19 protein-coding genes are annotated in these 22891 nt (G+C 65.4%); 6 read left to right on the top strand and 13 right to left on the bottom strand.

The window, feature by feature from the left end; all coding sequences use genetic code 11:
• The first annotated feature begins 22 nt into the window (after positions 1–22).
• Positions 23–1276: a homogentisate 1,2-dioxygenase gene (hmgA, locus tag EOD43_RS06965; RefSeq protein WP_127742376.1), complete on the top strand. Its 1254-nt coding sequence runs from the start codon at positions 23–25 to the stop codon at positions 1274–1276.
• Positions 1273–2556: a fumarylacetoacetase gene (gene fahA, locus EOD43_RS06960; protein WP_127742374.1), complete on the top strand. Its 1284-nt coding sequence runs from the start codon at positions 1273–1275 to the stop codon at positions 2554–2556. Before hmgA ends, fahA begins: the two co-directional genes overlap by 4 nt.
• Positions 2557–2595: 39 nt before the next feature.
• Here the strand turns inward: fahA and EOD43_RS06955 are convergent, their stop codons facing one another.
• Positions 2596–3435 carry an alpha/beta fold hydrolase gene (locus EOD43_RS06955; RefSeq protein WP_127742372.1) on the bottom strand — a complete coding sequence of 280 codons (840 nt, stop codon included), beginning with the start codon at positions 3433–3435 and terminating at the stop codon, positions 2596–2598.
• Between the two features lie 205 nt (positions 3436–3640).
• On the opposite strand from EOD43_RS06955, the gene EOD43_RS06950 reads away from it, so the two are divergent.
• Positions 3641–4168: a nuclear transport factor 2 family protein gene (locus EOD43_RS06950; RefSeq protein WP_127742370.1), complete on the top strand. Its 528-nt coding sequence runs from the start codon at positions 3641–3643 to the stop codon at positions 4166–4168.
• On the opposite strand, the gene EOD43_RS06945 is transcribed toward EOD43_RS06950, so the two are convergent.
• Genes EOD43_RS06945 through EOD43_RS06930 form a run of 4 tightly spaced genes read right to left on the bottom strand, consistent with a single transcriptional unit; the run spans position 4165 to position 8322 of the window.
• Complete coding sequence (locus EOD43_RS06945; RefSeq protein WP_127742368.1) at positions 4165–4611, bottom strand: nuclear transport factor 2 family protein; 447 nt, start codon at positions 4609–4611, stop codon at positions 4165–4167. The genes EOD43_RS06950 and EOD43_RS06945 overlap by 4 nt on opposite strands.
• Before the next feature lie 16 nt (positions 4612–4627).
• On the bottom strand, positions 4628–5404 hold the full coding sequence (locus tag EOD43_RS06940) for an SDR family oxidoreductase (RefSeq protein WP_127742366.1): 777 nt from the start codon (positions 5402–5404) through the stop codon (positions 4628–4630).
• Between the two features lie 27 nt (positions 5405–5431).
• Positions 5432–7558: an oxidoreductase gene (locus EOD43_RS06935; protein ID WP_240653112.1), complete on the bottom strand. Its 2127-nt coding sequence runs from the start codon at positions 7556–7558 to the stop codon at positions 5432–5434.
• An 11-nt stretch (positions 7559–7569) separates the two neighbouring features.
• Positions 7570–8322 carry a glucose 1-dehydrogenase gene (locus tag EOD43_RS06930; protein WP_127742364.1) on the bottom strand — a complete coding sequence of 251 codons (753 nt, stop codon included), beginning with the start codon at positions 8320–8322 and terminating at the stop codon, positions 7570–7572.
• 268 nt (positions 8323–8590) lie between these two features.
• Between EOD43_RS06930 and EOD43_RS06925 the strand changes: the two genes are divergently transcribed.
• Complete coding sequence (locus EOD43_RS06925) at positions 8591–11053, top strand: TonB-dependent receptor (protein WP_127742362.1); 2463 nt, start codon at positions 8591–8593, stop codon at positions 11051–11053.
• Between the two features lie 43 nt (positions 11054–11096).
• On the opposite strand, the gene EOD43_RS06920 is transcribed toward EOD43_RS06925, so the two are convergent.
• The 7 genes from EOD43_RS06920 to EOD43_RS06890 all read right to left on the bottom strand — a co-directional run bounded on the left by EOD43_RS06920 (position 11097) and on the right by EOD43_RS06890 (position 19040).
• Complete coding sequence (locus EOD43_RS06920; protein ID WP_127742360.1) at positions 11097–13475, bottom strand: TonB-dependent receptor; 2379 nt, start codon at positions 13473–13475, stop codon at positions 11097–11099.
• Positions 13476–13791: 316 nt separating this feature from the next.
• Positions 13792–14496, bottom strand: coding sequence for a helix-turn-helix domain-containing protein (locus EOD43_RS06915; protein WP_276318184.1), 705 nt, complete (start codon positions 14494–14496; stop codon positions 13792–13794).
• A 197-nt stretch (positions 14497–14693) separates the two neighbouring features.
• On the bottom strand, positions 14694–15116 hold the full coding sequence (locus EOD43_RS06910; protein WP_127742356.1) for a hypothetical protein: 423 nt from the start codon (positions 15114–15116) through the stop codon (positions 14694–14696).
• Between the two features lie 17 nt (positions 15117–15133).
• Positions 15134–16270 (bottom strand): glycerate kinase, encoded by a 1137-nt coding sequence (locus tag EOD43_RS06905; protein ID WP_127742354.1) that lies wholly within the window; start codon positions 16268–16270, stop codon positions 15134–15136.
• A 4-nt stretch (positions 16271–16274) separates the two neighbouring features.
• Entirely contained in the window at positions 16275–17561 is a 1287-nt protein-coding gene (locus EOD43_RS06900) for an MFS transporter (RefSeq protein ID WP_127742352.1), read from the bottom strand.
• 72 nt (positions 17562–17633) lie between these two features.
• Complete coding sequence (locus tag EOD43_RS06895) at positions 17634–18095, bottom strand: hypothetical protein (protein ID WP_127742350.1); 462 nt, start codon at positions 18093–18095, stop codon at positions 17634–17636.
• Positions 18096–18200: 105 nt separating this feature from the next.
• Entirely contained in the window at positions 18201–19040 is an 840-nt protein-coding gene (locus EOD43_RS06890) for a DUF4198 domain-containing protein (RefSeq protein WP_240653110.1), read from the bottom strand.
• A 93-nt stretch (positions 19041–19133) separates the two neighbouring features.
• Here EOD43_RS06890 and EOD43_RS06885 point away from each other — a divergent pair, with 93 nt between their 5' ends.
• Positions 19134–21353, top strand: coding sequence for a TonB-dependent hemoglobin/transferrin/lactoferrin family receptor (locus EOD43_RS06885; RefSeq protein ID WP_127742348.1), 2220 nt, complete (start codon positions 19134–19136; stop codon positions 21351–21353).
• An 8-nt stretch (positions 21354–21361) separates the two neighbouring features.
• Positions 21362–22318: a DUF6607 family protein gene (locus EOD43_RS06880; protein WP_127742346.1), complete on the top strand. Its 957-nt coding sequence runs from the start codon at positions 21362–21364 to the stop codon at positions 22316–22318.
• Between the two features lie 45 nt (positions 22319–22363).
• Here EOD43_RS06880 and EOD43_RS06875 read toward each other — a convergent pair whose 3' ends face one another.
• A complete protein-coding gene (locus EOD43_RS06875; protein ID WP_127742344.1) occupies positions 22364–22837 on the bottom strand; it encodes a hypothetical protein in 474 nt (157 codons plus the stop codon).
• Positions 22838–22891: the final 54 nt, after the last annotated feature.

Below are 22891 nucleotides of genomic sequence, written 5' to 3'. Positions count from 1 at the left end.
CAGGCCGGACAGGAGAGCGCCGATGCTGACGGGCTTCGGAAACCATTTCGCCACGGAGGCGGTGCCGGGCGCGCTGCCGGTGGGGCAGAATTCGCCGCAGAAGGTGCCGTTCGGGCTGTACGCCGAGCAGTTGTCGGGAACGGCCTTCACCGCGCCGCGCCACGAGAACCGGCGCAGCTGGCTCTATCGCATCCGGCCATCGGCGAACCATGCGGCATTTGTGCCTTATGATGGCGGCGGCCTGCTGCGCGCGCCCGACGGGCCGGTGAGCCCCAACCGGCTGCGCTGGGATCCGTTGCCGATCACCGGGACGGCGACGGACTTCATCGACGGCCTCACGACCTATGCGGGCAATGAGGGCTGCGGGGTTCATCTCTACGCGATCAACCGCGCGATGAACGCGCGCGCCTTCGCCAATGCGGACGGCGAGATGCTGATCGTCCCGCAGGAGGGGCGGCTGCGGCTGACGACCGAGATGGGGGCGTTCGATGTAGAACCGCTCCAGATCGCGCTGATCCCGCGGGGCGTGCGCTTCTGCGTCGATCCGGTCGATGGCGCGGCGCGCGGTTATGTGTGCGAGAACTATGGCACCGCCTTCCGCCTGCCCGATCTCGGCCCGATCGGATCGAACGGCCTCGCCAATCCGCGCGACTTCGAGACGCCGGTCGCGGCCTATGAAGATGAGGATAGGCCGACCGAGCTGGTGATGAAGTTCGAAGGCAAGCTGTGGACCACGACGATCGACCATTCGCCGTTCGATGTCGTCGCGTGGCACGGCAATCTCGCGCCCTGCCGATACGATCTGCGCCGGTTCAATGTGATGAACACGGTCAGCTTCGATCATCCCGATCCGTCGATCTTTACGGTGCTGACGTCGCCCAGCGACACGCCGGGCACCGCCAATATCGACTTCGTGATCTTCCCGCCGCGCTGGATGGTGGCGGAGGGGACGTTCCGGCCGCCGTGGTTCCACAGGAACATCATGTCGGAATTCATGGGCCTGATCACCGGCGCCTATGATGCGAAGGTCGGCGGGTTCGCGCCGGGCGGGGCGTCGCTCCACAACCGCATGGGCGCGCATGGCCCCGATCGCGCGAGTTACGAGGCGGCGGTCGCTGCCGATCTGAAGCCGCACAGGATCGCCAACACGATGGCCTTCATGTTCGAAAGCCGCCACGTCTTCCGACCGACGCGCTTCGCGATGGAGACGCCCCTGCTCCAGCCGGATTATGATGCCTGCTGGTCCGATTTCCCCAAGGCGGAGCTGCCGCGATGATCGACGAGACCCACGATTCCGCCCGCACGAGCTGGGTCGAGAGCGCGAACGGCCATGCCGATTTCCCGATCCAGAACCTGCCTTATGGCATCTTTTCGGCGAAGGAAGGCGGGCGCCGCGCCGGCGTGGCGATCGGCGACATGATCCTCGATCTGCCCGCGATCGCCGAACGCCTGCCCGATACGGTGCGCGACGCGATCGGCCAGCCGACGCTCAACGCCTTGTTCGCGCTGCCGGGCGAAGATCGGCGGCTGCTGCGCAAGGCGCTGTCGGCGATGCTGGCGGACGATCGGCACAGGAAGGCGCTGGAGCCGCATCTCCATCCGGCGACGGAGTGCACTCTGCACCTGCCGGCCGCGATCGGCGACTATACCGATTTCTATGTCGGCATTCACCACGCCAACAATATCGGCCGCCAGTTCCGGCCCGATAACCCCCTGCTCCCCAACTATAAATATGTGCCGATCGGCTATCATGGTCGCGCATCATCGGTGCGGGCGTCGAACGTGCCGGTGGTACGGCCCAACGGGCAGCGCAAGGCGCCCGATGCCGACGTGCCCGACTATGGCCCCACCCGACGGCTCGATTACGAACTCGAAATCGGCGTGTGGATCGGCGCGGGCAACGCGCTTGGCCAGCCGATCGCGATCGGCGAAGCGGGGCGGCATGTCGCGGGCTTCTGCCTGCTCAACGACTGGTCGGCGCGCGATTTTCAGGCGTGGGAGTATCAGCCGCTCGGGCCGTTCCTGGCCAAGAATTTCCATTCGACCGTCTCGCCCTGGGTCGTGACCGCCGAGGCAATGGCGCCCTTCCGCATCGCGCAGCCGCCGCGCCCCGAAGGCGATCCGGCGCCCCTGCCCTATCTGTTCGATGAGGAGGATCAGGCGGAGGGCGCGCTGAACCTGACGCTCGAAGTCTATCTCTCGACCGCGAAGATGCGCGCCGATGGCGTCGCGCCGATGCGTCTGAGCCGCGGCCCCGCGTCCAACATGTACTGGACCGTCCAGCAGATCGTGACGCACCACGCGTCGAACGGGTGCAACCTCAATCCGGGCGACCTGCTGGGCACCGGCACGATCTCCGCGCCGACGAAGGACGGCTTCGGGAGCCTGATGGAGATTTCGGCGGGCGGGAAGGAGCCGGTGGCGCTGCCTACCGGCGAGACGCGCACCTTTCTGGAGGATGGCGACGAGGTGATCCTGCGCGCGACCGCATCGGCGGAGGGGCGCGCCTCGATCGGCTTTGGCGAGTGCCGCGCGGTGATTACGCCGGCACCGTAAAGCCGGCGGGATCGTGCGATCCCACCGGCCAAAGGTTCGTCAGCCCTGAATGAAGGCGAGGATGTCGGCGTTGAGCACGTCGGCATTCACCGTCAGCATGCCGTGCGAATAGCCCTCGTAAATCTTGAGGGTCGGGTTCGGCAGCAGTTCGGCCTGCAGCAGCCCGGCATTCTTGTACGGCACGACCTGATCGTCGTCGCCGTGGAGAACGAGGGTCGGCACGCTGATCGCCTTGAGATCGTCGGTCTGATCGGTCTCGGAGAACGCCTTGATGCCTTCATAATGGGCGAGCGCGCTGCCCATCATGCCCTGGCGCCACCAATTGTCGATCACGGCCGGCTTCACGTCGGCGCCTTCGCGATTGTAGCCGTAGAAGGGACCGGAGGCGACGGCGCGGAAGAAATCGGCGCGGTTGGCGGCAAGGCCGGCGCGCAGGCCATCGAACACCTCGATCGGCAGGCCGCCCGGATAACGATCGGTCTTGAGCATGATCGGGGGAACCGCGCTCACCAGCACCGCCTTGGCGACGCGGCCCTGCGGGATGCCGTGACGGGCGACATAGGCCGCGACTTCGCCACCGCCGGTCGAGTGGCCGATGTGGATGGCGTTGCGCAGGTCGAGATGTTCGGCGACCGCGGCGGCATCGGCGGCGTAGTGCGCCATGTCATGCCCGAAATCGACCTGCTGCGAGCGGCCATGACCACGGCGATCATGCGCGATGACGCGATAGCCCTTCGACAGGAAGAACAGCATCTGCCCGTCCCAATCGTCGGCCGACAGCGGCCAGCCATGATGGAACATGATCGGCTGCGCGTCCTTCGAACCCCAATCCTTGTAGAAGATTTCGACGCCGTCCTTGGTGGTGACAAAGTTGCTCATCGTTCGTCCCTTTCGTCTCGAAGAAGCTGATGGGAAATGTCTAACCGGAACCATTTTTACGATGCAGAGCGATAAAATCGTCGCACACGTTCAACAAAATCGAAAAGCCCGACATGGAAACCGCCATCCCGGATTCCCGCCGGATGGCCTCGCCCCGCGGCACGGCCGCGCCCAGTCTGAACAGCTATCAGCGACGGGATTCGCCATGACCTACACGCTTCAGCAGCTTTCGGATTTCGAGGATATCCGCACCCTCAAGCATCGCTATTTCCGGGGGATCGACACCGCCGATCTGGCGCTGCTCGACACCTTGTTCACCGACGATCTGGTGGTCGAATATCGCGGCGGGGATTATTGCGTGAAGCTGACCGGGCGGACGGACATGGTCGAGTTCCTTGCCAACAGTTTCAACGCGCAGGCGGTGGCGATGCACCACGGCCATATGCCCGAGATCGAGCTGACCGGCCCCGACAGCGCCACGGGCATCTGGTATCTGGAGGATATCTTCATCTCGCTGGGCCAGCGGCGGCACACGATGGGCAGCGCGATCTACCGCGACGTCTATCGGCGCGAGGACGGGCGCTGGAAGATCGCGCGTACCGAATATGATCGCATCATCGAGGTCGTGCGCCCGCTCGGCCCCGACGAACGGATCACCGCGCACCATCTGGCCAAAGCGGGGCGGCCGACCGATCAGGTGCGCGATATCTCGCACCTGATCAGCTTCACTTAGGCGGACGCCTGCATCATCGGCGCATTGTGGCTATAGGCCATCTCCTCATAGCGCGATGCGATGCGCCAGCCGTCGGGCGTACGGACGAGTTCGTCGCGATACCACAGGCCGATGAAGAAGGTCTGCGTTCCGCCGTCCCCCGCCTTCATCACCATCGGGTTGAACAGGATCGTCCGGCTTTTCGCGCGATCGCCGTCGAGCGTCAGCTGGGTCGTCGCGACCATGTGCTGATATTTTGGGAAGTTGCCGAGAACCGTGGGCAGCCACGCCTTGATCTCGGTGACATTCCCCTTCGCGCCGCCCGTCTCGGTATAGTCGATCGCGGCATCGGGGGTGAACACGCTGTCGAGCGCATCCCAGTTGCGATCGTCGATCGCGAAGCTGTAGCGCGCGAACAGATCCTGGATCTCCAGCCGATCCGACATTTCCTGCAATGACATCATCGGTAGTGCCCTCCCCTTACGGCGCCATGTACTGGCCGCCATTCACGTCGACCGAGGCGCCGCTCATCACCTTCGAATAATCGGAGACGAGGAACAGGACGGCCTTGGCGCAATCCTCCTCGGGCGGGATGATGCCCAGCGCGATGCGGGCGGTGATCTCCCCGACGACTTCGCCGCGGTCGCGGCCGGCGGCGACCTGGCTGTCGATATAGCCATAGACCGGTGCGCCGCCGATCCAGCCCATGCGGGTCAGGTTTACGCGAATGCCGTGGCGGCCGAAATCCTTCGCCATGTGCCGGGTCAGCGCGTTGAGGCCGCCCTTGGCGGTGCCGTAGGCGCCTTCGCCCGGAAAGGGATCGACGGTCGATTGGGTCGAGACGTTGACGATCGCGCCCTTGCTCGCCTTGAGCGCGGGCAGGCACGCCTGCGCCATGCGGAGCGCACCGGCGCAGTTGACGTCATAGACCGCGGCGAACTCGGCCACGTCGACCTCGTCGGTCGTCTGCCAGGGGCCGTGGATATAGGCCGAGTTGACGAGGCCATCGATCCGGCCGAACGCCTTCTCTGTCGCCGCCGCCAGCGCGCGGCATTGGTCGGCGCTGGTGACGTCGGTGGGGACGGCAACCGCCTCCCCGCCTGCTGCGCGGATTTCGTCCGCGACCCCGTCGATAAACGCCTTGTTGCGCGCGCCGAGGCCGACCTTCGCGCCCTCCGCTGCGGCGATCCGGGCAAGCGATTGCCCCATGCCCGGCCCGACGCCGCTGATGATGATGACCTTGTCTTTCAAAAGCATATCCGTCTCCTCCTCCGCGTCGGGACGTCAGCCTGCGGCAACCGCCTCGGCTGCGCCCCGTATCGCGCCTTCGATGTAACTCACGCCCGTCGCGTCGCCGTAGCTCCGCACCGTCAGCCCGGCGGCGGTCAGCTGATCGGCCAGACTCGTGTCGCCATGCGCGCCCATCGCGACGATGACATGATCGGCCGGCACCGCCTGCGCCGCGCCATTGCCGTCGACGAAGCGCACCGCATCCTTGTCGATCGCGATGTCGCGCGATCCGGGGAACATCGCGACGCCATGTTCGGCAAGTTCGGGCAGCAGCCGCATCCGGCGCACGGCGGTCAGCCCGCCGCCGAAGCGGACGGCATCGCCCACGATCGTCACGTCGCGCCCGCGCTCGACCAGGAATTCGGCGAGTTCGCAGCCGACCAGTTCGCCGCCGATGATCACGATCTTCTGGCCCAGCGGCATCCAGCTGCGCGTCGCCTTGCGAACCAGATCGAGATTGGCGGTGGCGCCGGTTGCGGCCCCCACCTTGGTCGCGAGGCGCGTCGTCCAGCTGGTCTTGCGCTTGAGCGCGTCGGTGCTCTCGCCGAACATCATCGCGCGCATGTCATCCCCGCTGAAGACATGATCGTGTTCCGCGCCGGGGATCGGCGGCATATCGCGCACCGCGCCGGTCGCGACAAGGACGCGATCGGGCCGCAGCGACGTGACCAGATCGACCGTCGCCTCGGTGCCCAGCCGCACGTCGACCGACGATGCATCGATCTGCCCGCGCAGCCAATCGAGCAGCCGTTCATTGGGTTCGTAGGCGAGACCCGCGAAGCGCAAGGTGCCGCCGAGCCGATCGGCCTTTTCGAGCAGGATCACCTCGTCTCCGCCCAGATCGAGCCGGCGCGCCGCCTCCATCCCGCCCGGCCCGCCGCCGATCACGACGACGCGGCGCTTGTCATGTTTCGGCAGCCAATCCTGCCCTTCATAGGCCGTCTCCGGCCGCACCGCGCAGCGCACCGGCACGCGGATGTAGATGTTGCTGACGCAGGTGTAGCAATAGATGCACGGGCGCACGTCGCCGATGCGCCCTTCGGCCAGCTTGTTGGGCAGTTCGGGATCGGCGAGCAGCTTGCGCCCCATCGCCAAGAAATCGAACCCGCCGCGCGCCAGCACCTTGTCCGCGACATCCATTTCCAGCCGGCCCGAGGCGATGACGGGGATACGCAAAGTCTCCTTGATCGCCTTGGCGGATTCCAGGTGCGCGCCGGGTTCGTGCGGGATGTTCGATGCGGAATGGAGCTTGGCCTGGCCGATATCGTGATAGGCGCTGACGGTGATCGCGTCGGCGCCCGCCGCCTCGATCAGCGGCGCGATCGCGCGCGCATCGTCGATCGTGATGCCGCCTTCCTTGCCGACCTCACGACTGTCGATCTTCACCCACATCGGGAAATCGGGGCCGATCGCGGCGCGGACGGCGCGGACCACCTCGATCAGCAGGCGGGCGCGTTCGGGTGCGGTCTTGCCGCCATAGCCGTCGGTGCGGCTGTTGGTGACGGGCGAGACGAAGGCGGACAGCAGATAGCCGTGCCCGCCATGCACTTCGACCCCGTCGAAGCCCGCTTTCTTGGCGCGGACGGCGGCGTCGGCGAACTGGCGGATGGCGAGCGCGATATCATCCTCGTCCATCACCTTGATCGACGGCATCGTGCCGTCGCCGATGAAGGCGGCGATTTCTTCGGGCAGGAAATATTGGATGAAGTCGGCGCTGACGCCCGGCGGGATCGCGGGCGCCCAGAGCGGATGCCCGTCGAGCGCCGAATAGGCCGCGACCAGCCCGCCATGATGGAGCTGCGCGGCAATCTTCGCGCCGCCCGCGTGAACCGCATCGGCCAGCCGGGTGAGGCCGGGAAGGAAGCGATCGTCCGAAATCGCGGTCTGGTTGGGCGATACGCCGCCCACCGGCCAGGCGACCCCGGTGACGCCGGTGATGATCATCCCCGCCCCGCCCTTGGCCTGCGCGACATGATAATCGATCAGCCGATCGCCGACCGTGCCGTCCGCTTCCGACAGGCTGACGCCCATCGCGGTGACGATCATCCGGTTCTTGAGAACCATCGATCCGATCCGCCCTTCGGACAAAAGGGCGGGATGGCTGTTGCTGCCGCGCGCCATGATCCTCTCCTTCACTGCGCCGTCGCGCCGCCGTCGATGACCAGCGGATGGCCGGTCACGAAGCTGGCGCCATCCGAACAGAGCCAGAGGACCGCCGAAGCGATCTCCTCGGGCTGGGCGATGCGACCCATCGGGGTCATCTGCTCGATCGCGGCGCGGATTTCCGGCATGGCATCGAACTTGGCCGTCATCGGCGTGCGCACCGCGCCGGGGCAGACCGCATTCACGCGAATGCTCGCGCGCGCGTAAGTCAGCGCCGCCGATCGGGTAAGGCCGATCACCGCATGTTTGGACGCGACATAGCCCACCTGCGGCGATCCGGTGATGCCGTTGATCGACGACGTGTTGACAATCGCGCCGCCCGATCCCTGCGCCAGCATCTGACGCACTTCGGCCCGGATGCACGCGGCGACGCCCGCCAGATTGACCGCGAGCGTGCGTTCGAAGGCGACCGGGTTGTCCCACATATCGTCTTCCAGATTGACGCCGGCATTGTTGAACGCGACATCGAGCCGACCGAAGGCATCGACCGTCCCGGCGATCAGCGCGTCGACCGCCTGTTCATCCGCGACGTTGCAGGGGATGAAGCGCGCTTCGCCCCCGGCCGACGCGATCATGGACACCGTTTCCGCGCCCGCATCGCCCGGCAGATCCGAGACCACCACGCGCGCCCCTTCGCGCGCGAAAGCGATCGCCGTCGCACGCCCGATCCCGCCGCCCGCGCCCGTCACCAGCGCGACCTTTCCGTCAAATTGCGATGCCATTTCCTCTCCCCGCCCTGTGGGCTGCTTTCTTATCCGGACGACAAGCAGCGCCTGTCGCGATCGCAGCACCAGTGCGGGGACGCATGGCTCCGAAACGCCGGAAAATCAGCCATTAGACGCCCTTATAAGGACGAAGAGCGGTTAACTGTTACACCCTGTCTCGCAAATCCGCGCTGACAATCAACCGGGCCGTGCAGATCGCGTTTTCGCGCGATTGCGCGCGGCCTCAAAACAGCCTGGGCGCACTCAGGTAGATGGGGATGACATTATGGACAAAGTGACTCTTCTCGCGCGTCCGGCGCTGATCGCGCTGGCCGTCGCCAGCACGAGTGCGTTCGCGCAAACCGCACCGACCACACCGGCCGCGCAATCGGATGAAGGCGTGGCCACCCTGCAGGACATCGTCGTCACCGCGCGCCGCACATCGGAATCGCTTCAGAAGACGCCGATCGCGATCACCGCGCTCGACAACAAGACGCTCGAGAAGATGAACGTCCAGTCGGTCGACAAGGTCGCGCAGGTCGCGCCGAACCTGATCATCAGCCAACAATCCTCGTCGCTGTCCGCCGCGTCGATCACCATTCGCGGCATCGGCCAGACCGATCCGTCGCTCGGCCTCGACACCGCCGTCGGCATCTATCTCGACGGCGTCTATGTCGCGCGCAGCGCCGGCTCGCTGTTCGATCTGGTCGACGTGGAGCGGATCGAGGTGCTGCGCGGTCCGCAGGGCACATTGTTCGGCCGCAACACGACCGGCGGCGCGATCCAGCTGCTGTCGAAGAAGCCGCAGGACGAGTTCGGCGTGTCGGCCAAGGTCGGCTACGGCACCCGCCGCAACATTTCGGGCAAGGTCCGCATCGACACCGGCGAGTTCGGCGATTCCGGCCTCTCCGCCTCGGCCACCTATCTGCACCGCGAACGCAACGGCTATTTCGACAATTTGCTCACCCCAAAGCGCAAGGATCCGGGCTCGCTGAACGTCGACGCATTCGGGCTGGGCCTGCGCGGTGATTTCGGCGCGTTCCAGTTCAACTATGCGTTCGATTGGGACGATCGCACCGGTGCCTCGGCCTTCTTCCAGACGGTCGCGCTCAGCCCCGACGCGCGCACTTATTATGGCCGCTCCGCCGGCCTGGGCGGCGCGCCGCTCCAGTTCATCGGCGCGGGCGTGCGCCTGAACTCGGGCCTCCAGCAGCCGAGCGGCCTGCCGGGCAACAATTACGGATCGCAGACGCGCAGCCAGGGCCACAGCCTGACCGCATCCTACGAAGTGTCGGATGCCTTCACGATCAAGTCGATCACCGGCTACCGCAAGCTGCTAATGAAGAACTCGCTGTCGCTGTCCGGCCAGGGCGACCTGAAGGGCCGCGTGCTCGATTTCACATCGCCCACGCTCACCTCGATCAAATCGGTGTCGCCCTATAACGGCTTCAATTCGCCGCAGCGCCAGCGCCAGTTTTCGGAAGAGTTGCAGCTGCTCGGCAATACTGGCGACTTCTCCTACGTGCTGGGCGCCTATTATTTCCGCGAGCGCGTGTCGGAGAATAACAACCAGAATCTGACGCTGGTTCTGTCGCCGTTCGCCTTGCCGTTCCTCGGCATACCGACGGCGGTGCGCGATGCGCTGGTCGCGCAGAATATCGACCTGATCGGCCTCAACACATCGCCGCTCGCCGCCTATCGCCAGACGTCCAAATCCTACGCCGCGTTCGGGCAGCTGAGCTGGAAGCCGCAGGCGCTGGACGAGAAGCTCGAGGTGACCGGCGGCATCCGTTACACCAAGGACAAGAAGGCCACGACGATCGCCAACGCGACCAACGGCGTGCCCAACGCATCGAACACGTCGCAGGGGATCAGCTTCGAGAATACCGCATTCCTGGGCTCGCTCAGCTATCAGGTCGCGCCGTCTGCTTTGGTCTATGCCAAGGGTTCGACCGGCTATAAATCGGGCGGGTTTAATCCGCGCGCCGACGGCATCTGCACCGCGCCGACGGCGACGGGCGCCTGCCCCGGCGGCGTCTATCGGCTCAATTCGTTCAAGCCGGAAAAGCTGACCTCCTACGAAGCCGGTGCGAAGCTGGACCTGTTCGACCGGCATCTGCGCATCAACGCGGCGGCGTTCCTGAGCAAATATGACGATCTGCAGGTGCCGCAATTCGCGGCGGGCAGCGGCGGCGCCACGACATTGCTGGTCAATGCGGGCAAGGCCGAGTTCAAGGGCGTCGAACTGGAAATCACCGCGCTTCCCGCGCGAGGGCTGACGCTGTCGGGATCGATGGGCTACACCGATCCGAAGTATAAGCAGTTCCTGTTCCTGAACCCCAACACCAACACGGTCAGCGATATCGCGGCGACCGCGCGCTTCCCGAACGTGGCCAAGTTCAATTCGAACCTGGCGGCCGACTATACCTTTGCGCCGATGAGCATGGGCGTGTTGTCGGCACGGGTCGCTTATGCCTATCGCAGCAAGATCTTCTACCATCCCAACGATGCGGTGAACCCGTTCCAGCGGGACATTGCCGGCCCGGCGACGAACACGGTCAGCGCGCGCATCGCGCTGAGCGAGATTGCTCTGGGTGGACGGGCCAAGGGTGAGATCGCGCTCTCGGGCGACAATCTGCTGAACGAGGATCAGGTGATGTACGGCATCGACTTCGGTTCGCTCGGTTTCGGCGGGCAGCTCTATGCCGAACCGCGCCGCTTCCTCGTCGAGTTCAAGGTCGACTTCTGATCCGGGTTTTGCCGGGGCGGGCAATGCCCCCCCCGGCGCCCCATCAAAATGCGAAGCCGAGTTCGACGCCGTACGTGCGTCCGCGCTCATAGGTGCCGGACAGCGCCAGCACCGATGCACCGAACGACACGATCTTCTTGTCGAACAGGTTCTGACCGAAGGCCGAAACCGACGCCTTCGCGCCGCCGACCGGAATGTCGACCAGCCCGAAGCGGCCGTCGACCAGCCAGTAGCCCGGCCGCCGGTTGAACTCTTCCAGCACCGTTTGCCCGTTCAGGATGTTCCGTTGCGGGGTGGACGTCAGGAAATAGTGGCTGCGATAGCGCCCCTCGGCCCGGCCCTGCAGGTGCATGCCATTGCCCATATCGGGCGCATCATATTGCGCGCTCAGCCGGCCGGTCCATTTCGAGCTGTAGGTCGTGCGCGCGAAGCTGGCGACGTCGACGCCGTTCAGGATGAACGTCTTATAGTTCAGGTCCGCATAGCCGATGTTCCCGCTGAGCATCAGGCCGCGCACCGGCAGCCATTCGGCCTCCAGTTCGAAGCCCTTGATGTCGGCCTTACCGGCATTGTCGAAGAATTGGCGCCCGTTGATGAAGTTCTGCGTCTGCAGATCCTTATAGTCGCTGATATAGGCCGAGGCGTTCAGGCGCAGCCGGTTGTTGAACAGCTGCGTCTTCGCGCCCACTTCGTAGGCCAGCAGCGTTTCGGGCTTGTAGGCGATACCGCTCAGGATGCCGCCCGCGACATAGCCGCTGGACACCTTGGCATAGACGGTGGCGTCGCTGTTCGGCCGCCAGGTCGCGATGCCGGTATAGGTGAGCCGCTTGTACGAGACCTTGTAGGTGCCAACACCCAGCTGACCGCCCTGCGCACCCGACACCGACGAGATGACGTTCTCACGATCGTCGATCGTGCCGCGCAGACCCGCGGTCACGTCGAACGTGTCGGTCAGGTGGTAGGTGAGCTGGCCGTAGCCCGCCCAGCTGTCGTTGATCGCCAGCGTGCGGGTAACGCCGCTGCCGAATGCGGCGTCGAGCGGGCTCGGCACGTTCACGCCGCCCGGCATCGGCTGGAGCACGCCCAGAATGTCGGTCGCGGGCGATCGTTCGTGGAAATAGAAGACGCCCGTGGTCAAATCGTAATTGTCGCCGTCGATCTGGAACTGAACCTCCTGGCTGAACTGCCGCTGGCTGGTCTTGCGCGCCGCCAGCAGCGAGAAGAAGTAATCGTTCGGGCCGGGGATGTTAGCGGGCGCGAACAAGGCGCCCTGGATCTGCGCGGGGGTGAGCCCCGGTGTGATCAGCGCGCCGAACTGCGCGAAGGTGAAACGCAGGCCGCCGGTCGAGGCGAGATCGAACAGGTTCGGATCCTGCCGGAACTTGCGATAGGCGGTGATGCTCTTGACCGTCAGACGATCGGTCGCGTTCAGCGTCATCGTGAAGCTGTGGCCCTGCGTCACCACATGTTCCTCGCTGGTCGCATTGGCGACCGCGCGAAGCCGGGTGGGCGATGTGTTGGTGATGCCCCCGAACAAAGGCTGAAGCGCGAAGATCGGCGCGAGGATCTGACCCGACTGATCGGGGATCACGCCGAAATTCTGCGCAGGGCGCGCGACCGAGCGCGAGTCCGTATAATCGAAGCGGTAATCGGTGACGAGCGATCCGAACTCGCCGCGCACCGCGATCTGGCCGCCGTCGATATTCCGGCCGCCCAGCTTCTTCGCATAGGTCTGCGTGCCGAAAGACGGATCGCGCAGCGACAGGTTGAACGTCTTGCCGCCGATCAGGTTGGTATAGTCGCCGTCGATCTGATCGTGGAGATAGGCGAGCTTGACGGTGAAGGGGCCGAAGGCGGGCAGATCGAGCACCGCCTTGCCGCGCCACGCATCGTAATTGCCGTAGGATCCGGTGGCCTTCAGCCCCCATTCGCCCTTGGGCGCGGCGGAGACGAGGCTGATCGCGCCCGACGTGGCATTACGGCCGAACAGGGTGCCCTGCGGACCACGCAGCACCTCGACCCGCTGGATATCGGCCAGATCGAACACCGAGCCGACCGTGCGGCCGATATAGACGCCGTCGAGATAGATGCCGACCTTCGGATCGACCGCATTGTTCGACGTGCCCGATGCGATGCCGCGGATGATGATCGTCGGGTTGGACGCAAGGCCCTGCGTATTGATCTGCAGGCTGGGGGCGAGGCCCGCCAGATTTTTGACGTTGGTGATCCGCATCTGATCGAGCTGTTCGCTGCTGATCGCGGTGACGGCGACGGGAACCTTCTGCAGGCTTTCCTCGCGCCGCTGTGCGGTCACGACGATTTCTTCGAGCGATGTGTTGTCGAGCGGCGGCCCCGCCTGTTCGGCGTGCGCTGCGGTGGCCAGAACGGACACGCCGCAGAGCGCGAGGGTGCTGAAACGCATATTATCCTCCCCAGTTTTATCATGTGCGCAGGTATTCGCGGCTCCGCACCCGCTGCCCGGGGTGCGTTACCGATGGTGTGCGGCGCCATGCTGGGGACCAATCGCCGCCGCTATTCCGGTCGACGAACGCCCTGTCGGTTGTCAGGTCGAATTGCCTCGATTCATCGACTATCCTCTCCTTTGTCCGCAACCGTGTCGGGCGAAGCCCTTGTTTTTACACGTGTCGCGCTTTTGATTTGGTGTGACAGTATGACAAGAATGATACTCGTCAAGAGGCGATCCGCGCTTCTACGGCGGGGCGGAGCGAGGCGTCTTATCAGCGCCTTTTCGGCCACAAGGTGCGGGCAACCGCGAGCACCGCATACCATTGGCCGGGCAAGGTGGCGGTGCGCCGATCCTCCATCGCAATCGCGCGGACATCGCCCCGAAACGTCTCGATCAGTTCGCGCAGTCTGGCGACGCCCGTCGGGGAGAGTTTCTGCGTTTCGGCGCCGAACATCGCTTCGGGATCGCCATAGTCCATCGAGAAGAACAGTGGTTTGAGATGCTGATCGAAATGCCGCCGCATCGGCGCGCGTTGCCATTTATGATCGGGGCGCAACCGCGCGCGCACCCGCCCGCCGGGCAGGCGATCGATCAGCGCGAGCCGCTCCAGCCGTTCGACGTGGCGATCGGCTTCGTCAGCCGGAATACGGAAGCCTTCGGTCGCCTCGGACAGCGGCCAGCCGTTGACGATCAGGAAGAAGATCGTCGACAGATTGGCATCACGCGTCAGCGCCTCTTCCTGCGCGAGCGTGAGATCGTCCTGCCCCTGCGATCGGTTGCCGCAATCGTCGGCCAGTTCGGCGAGGCTGGTATGCGCCAGCGCGCACAGGCGGCCGAGCATCTGCACCGAAAGGCCGCGCCCGTGCAGCCAGCGTTTGATCGTGGCCGGGCCGACGCCCAGTTCGATCGCCAGCGCCGCCTGCGTCCAGCCAGCGCCGCGCAACATTCGTCGCAGACGCGACAGGAGTTGCTCCATTTCGGCAACCGATGGATCGCTTGATGGCTGTTGTGGCATCACTGGATGATACCTTTATCCAGAGCGACCGCGACATCAAGCCGCCGGCCCGCTTAGCTTGTCAGCGATGATCCACCGGTGTCGGCGGCGCCAGCACCGTAGCTCATCTCCAACCTGGTCCGGTCGCACACCCTTCCGCGACCGGACATTTGGCCCTCTCAGCGCCTGAAGAAATCGGGATAGCGGCTGAGCAGTTCGCCCATCTCATTGTCCGAGATGTTGAATTCGAACCCTTCTTCGTCGCCGCGCTTCCGATATCCATAGACGTTGGTCCATTTCCAGCCGGGCGTGCCGTCCACCGGAAAGACCTCCCACGTCAGATGGCACAGCGCCGAACCGGCCGATACCGGGACGACCTTATAATCGATCAGGCGGATATCGGTGCCCACGCCGACGCGATCGAACCGCTCGACCTGCCCGGTGCACGCCGCATCGGCGGTCGCGCGATCCTCGAAGCTGTGGACGCGGCCCTGCGTGAAGGAGACGTACGGAAAGACATAGTGGCCTGCGATCGCGCGGCCATCCTTGGCGATCATCGCCTGGCCGTAGCTTTCGCACAGCGCCTCGGCACCCTTGGTCATCACTCGCTCTCCCTATCTTATGGAAGCGCGATCCTAATCGTCGCAGCGATGTTGCGCGCGGTCGCACGGACATTTTCCGAGGCGGCGGCGAGCGCATCGGCGACGGTGCAGGGTCCGGGCACGACGCCGAACATCGCATCGATGCCATGCGCGAAGGTTTCTTCCGCGCCAGCGCCCAGCATTCCGGCGATGGCGACGACGGGCTTGCCGTGCCGGCGCGCGATCCGGGCGACGCCAATGGGGGTCTTGCCGTGAATGGTCTGGCCGTCGATCCGGCCCTCTCCGGTGATGACCAGATCGGCGTGTGCGATCGCCGCGTCGAGGCCGACCAGATCGGCGACGGTTTCGATCCCCGGCTCCAAGGCGGCGTTGCAGAAGGCGATCAGGCCGGCACCAAGACCGCCCGCCGCACCGGCGCCGGGCGTGTCCGCCACCGCAAGGCCAAGCTGCGCGGCGATGCAGTCGGCATAATGCCGCAAATTGGCGTCGAGCGTCTCGACCTGCGCCGGGGTCGCACCCTTTTGCGGACCGAAGATCGCCGATGCGCCGCGCGGGCCGACGAGCGGATTGTCCACGTCGCTCAGCACGCGGAAGCGGCTTTCGACCACGCGTGGATCGATCCCCGAGACGTCGATCCGTGCGAGTGCCCCGAGACCGCCGCCGCCACGCGCGACCTCCCGTCCGTCCGCATCGAGCAAGCGGACGCCCAGCGCCTGCGCCATGCCCGCGCCGCCATCGTTGGTCGCGCTGCCGCCGATGGCGATCAGGAAGTCGCGCACGCCCCGATCGAGCGCCGCGACGATGAGTTGGCCGACGCCATAGGTCGTCGCGCGCATCACATCGCGCTCCCCCTCCGGCACCAGCATCAACCCGCTGGCGGACGCCATTTCGATGATCGCGCCCCGCCCGTCGCCAAGGATCCCGAACAGCGCGTCGACCGGCGCGCCCAGCGGCCCGGTGACGGTGCAGGGCACGCGCTCGCCTCCCGTCGCGTCGATCAGCGCGTCGAGCGTCCCCTCCCCGCCGTCCGCCATCGGGATGCAGGCATAGTCCGCGTCGGGAAGCACGTCGCGAAAGCCGCTCTCGATCGCGTGGGCGACATCGCGCGCGCTCAGGCTCTCCTTGAACGAATCCGGGGCGATGACGATGCGCATCGGCCTATCGCATCCCCGGCCGTGCGGTCGCGCGCAGGACGAGAGCGATGCCGATCAGCAAGGCGGCGGCGAGGACGAACAGAGCAAGGCTGGTCGTGCCCGACGCCTGCTTAATCCAGCCGACCATATAGGGGCTCAGGAAGCCCGCAATCTGCCCGATCGAGTTGATCAGCGCGAGGCCGCCGGCGGCGGTCGAGGCGCTGAGATAGCGATTGGCGATCGGCCAAAACATCGGCAGCGCCGACAGCGCGCCTGCCGCCGCCAGCGTCATGCCGAACAGCGAGAGGCCGACCGCATTCGGCGCACCGCCCGCGAGCAGCAGGCCGATCGCGCCCACGGCCATCGGGACGATCAGGTGCCAGCGCCGCTCGTTCCGACGATCGCCTGACCGGCCGAGCAGCAGCATGAAGACGACCGCAGCGGCATAGGGCACCGCGCTCATCAACCCGATCATCAGCGGTTCGGTCTCGCCGCTCGCGCTGATGATCGTCGGCAGCCAGAAGTTGATCGCATAGACCCCGCTCTGGATGCAGAAATAGATCAGGCCGAGCGTCCACAATCCGCCTTCGAGCAAAGCGATGCGCAGCGAAACGGGAGCCTCGCCTTGCGCCTCATCGCCGCGGCGCAGGGCATCGGTCAGAGCCGTACGCTCGTCGGGCGTCAGCCACGGCGCAGTCTCGATCCCGTCGCTCAATACGAACCACACCAGCACGCCCAGCAGCACGGTCGGCGCGCCTTGCAACAGATAGAGCCACTGCCAATCGAGCAGCCCACCCTGCCCCTCGCGAAAATGCGCCAGGATCCAGCCCGATACCGGCCCGCCCAGCACGCCCGACATCGGGATGGCCGACATGAACACCGTCATCACCCGGCCGTGGCGTTCGGGCGGAAACCAGCGCGTCAGATAGAAGACGATGCCAGGGAAGAATCCCGCCTCCGCAGCACCTGTCAGGAAGCGCAGGACGTAGAATTCGATCGGGGTCCGCACGAACATCAGCCCGACCGAGAAGACGCCCCACACCACCATCATCACCGCGATCCAGCGCCGTGCGCCGACCCGCTGGAGGATCAGGTTGCTCGGCACGCCGAACGCCAGATAGCCGATGAAGAAGATGCCGGCGGCGAGGCCATAGACGACCTCGCTCATCCCCAGATCGTCGAGCATCCGCAGCTTGGCGAAGCCGACATTCACCCGATCGATATAGTTGAAGAGATAGCAGACGAAGAGGAAGGGGATCAGCCGCAGGCCGATCTTGCGATAGGACCGGTCGAGATCGCTGCGTTCGTCCATCCCCGCCCCTTTCGATCGTTAGCCAGCGGCTATAGGCGGCGGGGCGGCGGCTGCCAAATCAGTGGCGGGCAATCAGTGGCGGGGCGACAATTCACGTTTCAGCCCCACGAGGCGGATCGCGCGATTGCCCACGCAGACCGGCGCGGCGATCAGGCGCATCCAGCGCGGTGTGCCGTCGGTCGCGCGGATCTGCGCATCGAGCGTGAAGCCGCGATGATGCTGGATCGCATAAGCGCGCAGCCGCTCCATCGCAGCGCGCGAGTCTTCGGAATATTGCGCGACCGTCGCCGCACGCGAGAGATCGGTGCCGCGCGGCAGGCCGAACAGATCATAGACCGCGTCCGACCAGGTCAGTCGACTGTCCTTCAGATCGCACTCCCACCGCCCGATGGAGTGACGCGCGAGGAAGGCGTCGTCGACTGCCGACAAGGTGGCCGCCGCGTCGCCATCGACCAGATGGCACAGATCGAAATGCCGATCGCTGTCGAGGATCGGCCAGCTGTGAAACAACGGCAATGGTTCGGTTGGCTTCACGCGGGGATCCCTGATGACAACCCGCTGCTAGACATCAGCATTTAACGGCGCGTTATCGCTACGCGCCGTTCATGCATCCGATTGCATTACACACGCAAGGCGCGATCAGGTCGCCTCGAACGCCAGCGTCACCGTGTAGCTGTAATAAGGCGCATCGGCGCCCGCAGGCGCGCTGTCGCGATGACGGACGAGCAGCAGGTATCGCCCCGCATCGGGCGCGGTGACGGCGATCTTGCCGTCGGTGCCGCTCTTGATCTCGCCCACCGTCTTGCGACCGTCATAGAGGCCGGCTTCGCGGAAGACCGTGACGTCGGCACCGGCCAGCGGCTTGCCCTGATAAAGGACTTCGAGCGCGAACGGCTCGCCCGCGCCGATTGCGGTCGGATCGGACAGCGGGTGCAGTTCCAGCGCCTTGCCGCGCGCATCGAGCGCCCCCTTTGCGCCAGGCTTGCCACGCAGAACATAAGCGTCGGCCAGCGTGGTGCTCTGCACCTTGCGGGTTTCCGCTCCGGTCGGCGGCGTGGAGCCTTCGGCCACGAACTTCCAGTCGGTGCCGCTGCGATACATCTGATTCATCCGGCCATAACGCTGGCCCGAGGACAGGCGGTAAATGCCGTCGGCGGGCAAGGTCGCCTCCACCACCGCACGATCGGCGAAGGTCGCCGGGTTGGGCAGGCGGCGGACCGCGCCGTCGGGGCCGGTCACTTCGAACGGCGCATCGTTCATGATGATTTCGGGGCGGAAGGCGTCTTCGGTGAAGCTCGCCTCGATCACGACCTTGTCACGCTGCCCAACGTCGAACACCGCCGGGGCGATATAGGGCATGTGCGCGAAGGCGGGCGCCGCCATCGGCCCCAGCAACCCCGCCAGTGCGACGTCGCGCCACGCGGCGCTTGCCCGCGCCTTCAACGGCCACCGCCCCCGCACCGTCCGTGAACCCACCATGATCGCCCTCTTTCGTTACGTCGTCGATTGCACACTTGCTAACGAGAACGACTCGCATTAGCAAGTCTCGCCAGAGCGATAAGGGGAATGAGAATGACGACCAATTTCCTGCTGCGGAGCGTATGCTTCGCGGCACTGGCGGTGTCTTGCCAGGCGCAGGCGGCGGCGATTGCCGATGCGGCGGCGGCGAACGATGCGGACACCATCACCGTGACCGCGACGCGCACCGAAAAGGCGGTGATCGACGTGCCGGCGACCGTGTCGGTGATCGACGCGCAGACGATCGACGATCGCTTCATCAACGATGTGAAAGATCTGGTCCGCTACGAACCCGGCGTCACCGTGCGCCGCGCGCCCGCGCGCTTCACCGCGGCGGGCAGCTCGACCGGGCGTGACCGCGACAGCGGCTTCAACATTCGCGGGCTCGAGGGCAATCGCGTCCTCATCACCGTCGACGGCGTGCGCGTGCCGGACGGCTTCAGCTTCGGCGCGCAGAATGTCGGCCGCGGCGACTATGTCGATCTCGACCTGATCAAATCGGTCGAAATCCTGCGCGGCCCGGCCTCGGCGCTGTACGGCAGCGACGGCGTGGCGGGCGCGGTGAGCTTCGTCACCAAGGATCCGATCGATTTCCTGAAGGACGGCAAGAGCATCGGCGGCGGCGTGCGCGTCGGTTATGACTCGTCGGACGAAAGCTGGGTCAAGGGCGGCGTCGCGGCCGCCAAGGCGGGCGATGTTTCGGCGATGGTCGCCTACACACGCCGCGACGGCAAGGAACTGGACAATAAGGGCACGAACGACGCCGCGAACGTCGATCGCACCACCCCGAACCCGCAGGACACATCGTCCAACGCGGTGCTCGGCCGGCTGGTGTGGCAGCCCGAGGACGCGCATCGCCTGCGCTTCACCTACGAACATTTCGACAATGACGTCGATACCAACGTCCTGAGCGCGATCGCCAAACCGCCGCTGGCCGCCACGTCGGTTCTTGGTCTTACCGCCGCCGACGATACGAAGCGCAATCGCGGCACGATCGACTATCGCTATGTCGGCGAAGGGCTGTTGTCCGGTGCGCGCGCCGCGCTGTGGTATCAGAAGTCCGAGACGCTGCAGACTGCGGCCGAGGATCGCAGCACCGCCGCCGATCGCATCCGCATCAACCGCTTCGACAACCGCGTGTGGGGCGGGATGCTCCAGCTCGAAAGCAAGTTCGAGACGGGCGATATCGAACATCTGATCGTCTATGGCGCCGATCATTCGGAAACGAAGCAGACCGGCGTGCGCGATGGCACCGTGCCGCCGGCGGGCGAAGTCTATCCGACCCGCGCCTTCCCGACGACCGACTATGACCTGACCGGCCTGTTCGTGCAGGACGAGATCAGCATTGCGGGCGGCCTCGTCACTTTGTTCCCGGCCCTGCGCTGGGATCATTACAAGCTGAAGCCGAAGGCCGATGCCCTGTTCAGCGGCTTCGTGCCGCAGGGGCAGAGCGATTCCAAACTCACCCCGCGCATCGGTGTGGTCGTGAAGCCGACCGAGAATATCCGCCTGTTCGGTAACTATACGCAGGGCTTCAAGGCGCCCGAGCCGAACCAGCTCAACAACAGCTTCGCGAACGTGGTCGCCAATTACCGGTCGATCCCCAACCCGAACCTGAAGCCGGAATCGAGCCGCAGCGTCGAAGGCGGCGTCCGCTTCGTCGACACGCACGGTTCGGCCGAGATCGTGGGTTTCAGCAGCAAGTTCCGCAACTTCATCGATCAGATCCAGATCAGCGGCAACTTCACCGCCGCCAATCCGGCGGTCTATCAATATGTGAACCTGGGCCGCGTGAAGATCCACGGAATCGAGGCGAAGGGCGAATATCGGACCGACATGGGCTTGGGCGTCCGCGCTGCAGCCAGCTGGGCGAAGGGATCGGTGCGCCAGACGGGCGTCGCAGGCACCCGTCCGCTCGACAGCGTCGAACCGTTCAAGTTCGTCGCGGGCGCCTTCTACCAGCCCGAAGGCGGCGCCTTCCGCGGCGAGGTCGTGTGGACCCATTCGGCGGGCAAGAAGCAGTCGCGCACCAACAACAGCTGCAACACCGCCACCACCGTCTGCTTCACGCCGCCCGGTTTCTGGGTGCTGGATGCGACGGCATCGTACAAGGTGATGGAGCATGCCACGGTGCGCGTCGGGCTGTTCAACATCTTCGACAAGAAATATTTCTGGTGGAGCGATGCGCGTGGGCTGGCTTCGAACTCGACGATCCGCGATGCCTTCAGCCAGCCGGGGCGCAATTTCGGCGCGTCGCTGACGCTGAGCCTGTAAGGAGGACGATGATGATCCGAACCAATCTGATCGCGGTCGCTTTGGCCTTCGCCTTCGCCACCTCCCCTGCGCTCGCAGCGCCGGTCTATGGGGACAAGGCGCAGGACCGCGCGGCGATCCTGAAGATGGCGGGCACCTTCAAGGTGACGTTCGACATGCGCGAAACCGTCCCCTTCGTCGCGGGCTACGAAGCCTATAAGTCGAAGCTGAGCGGCGGGCACGAAGTGGTGCGCGTCGTCGTCGACACACCCGATCTGATCGCGCTCCAGCATCTGCTGGTCGTCGACATGAAGGACGGCAAGAAGCCGATGGTCATCAAGCATTGGCGGCAGGATTGGGCGTGGCAGCCCAAGTCGGTGCTGACCTATGCCGGGCCGGGCCGCTGGACGCTGACGCCGGTTGCGGCCACCGATGCGAAGGGCGCCTGGTCGCAGACCGTGTACCAGACCGACGACAGCCCGCGTTACGGCGGCATCGGCCGCTGGCGCTATGACGACGGCGTGACGCGCTGGACCAGCGACGAAACGCTGCGCCCCCTCGCCCGCCGCGACGCGACCCGCCACCCGCCCTACGATCACTATCTGGGCGTCAATCGCCACGCGCTGACGCCCAACGGCTGGGTGCATGAGCAGGACAATGCCAAGATCGGCCCGAAGGACGGCAAGCCCGCGACCTACGTGCACGAAACGGTAATCAACAATTACGTCCCCGCCACCGATTTCCCGGCGCAGGCGGCCGAGGATTATTGGGTCAAGACCGCCGATTACTGGGCGGCCGTCCGCGCCGACTGGGATCGCGTGATCAAGGCGAAGAAGGGCGTGACCCTGGCCGAGGAGCCGGAGTTCGGATCGACCACCGGCCACGAACTGATGCTGACCGCCGAGGACATCATCAGCGGCGAGGCCAAGGAAGATGCGGCGATCGCCGAGGCGAAGGCGCTGATCGAGAAGGAAACCTCGAAATAAGCTTCAGGAGCGCCGCGGCCTGCGCGGTCGCGGCGCTCCTGGCGCTCAGGCGGGTTGCATGCTCGCCAGCAGGCTGCGCCAGCCATCGATCGTGGTCGTCGCGCGATATTCGGCCTGCATGTCGGGCGTGAGGATTTCCAGCATCTGGCGCCCTTCGACCCACAGTTCGATCACGCCGAACATGCCGCCGCGCTTGCGATATTTGGCGGGCCAGCCTTCGCGCCGCGCGATGCCCAGCACCGCCGCCATGTCGAGTTCGGTGCCCACCGCCGCATGGGTCGGCGTGTAGCGATCGCGCCCTTCCCAGCTCCCAAAGGCGTCGGCATCGCCATCCGCCTCACGCAACGTCGTGCCCAGCGGATAGACCTCGATCGCGGTGCGATAGGCATCGTCGGACAGCGCAATCCAGCTCGCGTCGGACACCGGCGGAAACGGCAAAGCGAGGCCGCCGATCAGTTCGGCCATGACATCGGCGACATTCTTCGGATCGGCGGCACTGATCGAAACGTGAAACAGCATCGGTTATCCCCTTTCGGCGGCGCCCAATGATATATGGCACAAATTGTGTCAATG

Origin of the sequence: Sphingomonas crocodyli (assembly GCF_004005865.1) — a bacterium.
GTDB lineage: Bacteria > Pseudomonadota > Alphaproteobacteria > Sphingomonadales > Sphingomonadaceae > Rhizorhabdus > Rhizorhabdus crocodyli.
The sequence above is the reverse complement of the archived record's forward strand: the minus strand, read 5'-3'. Positions and strand labels throughout refer to the sequence as shown.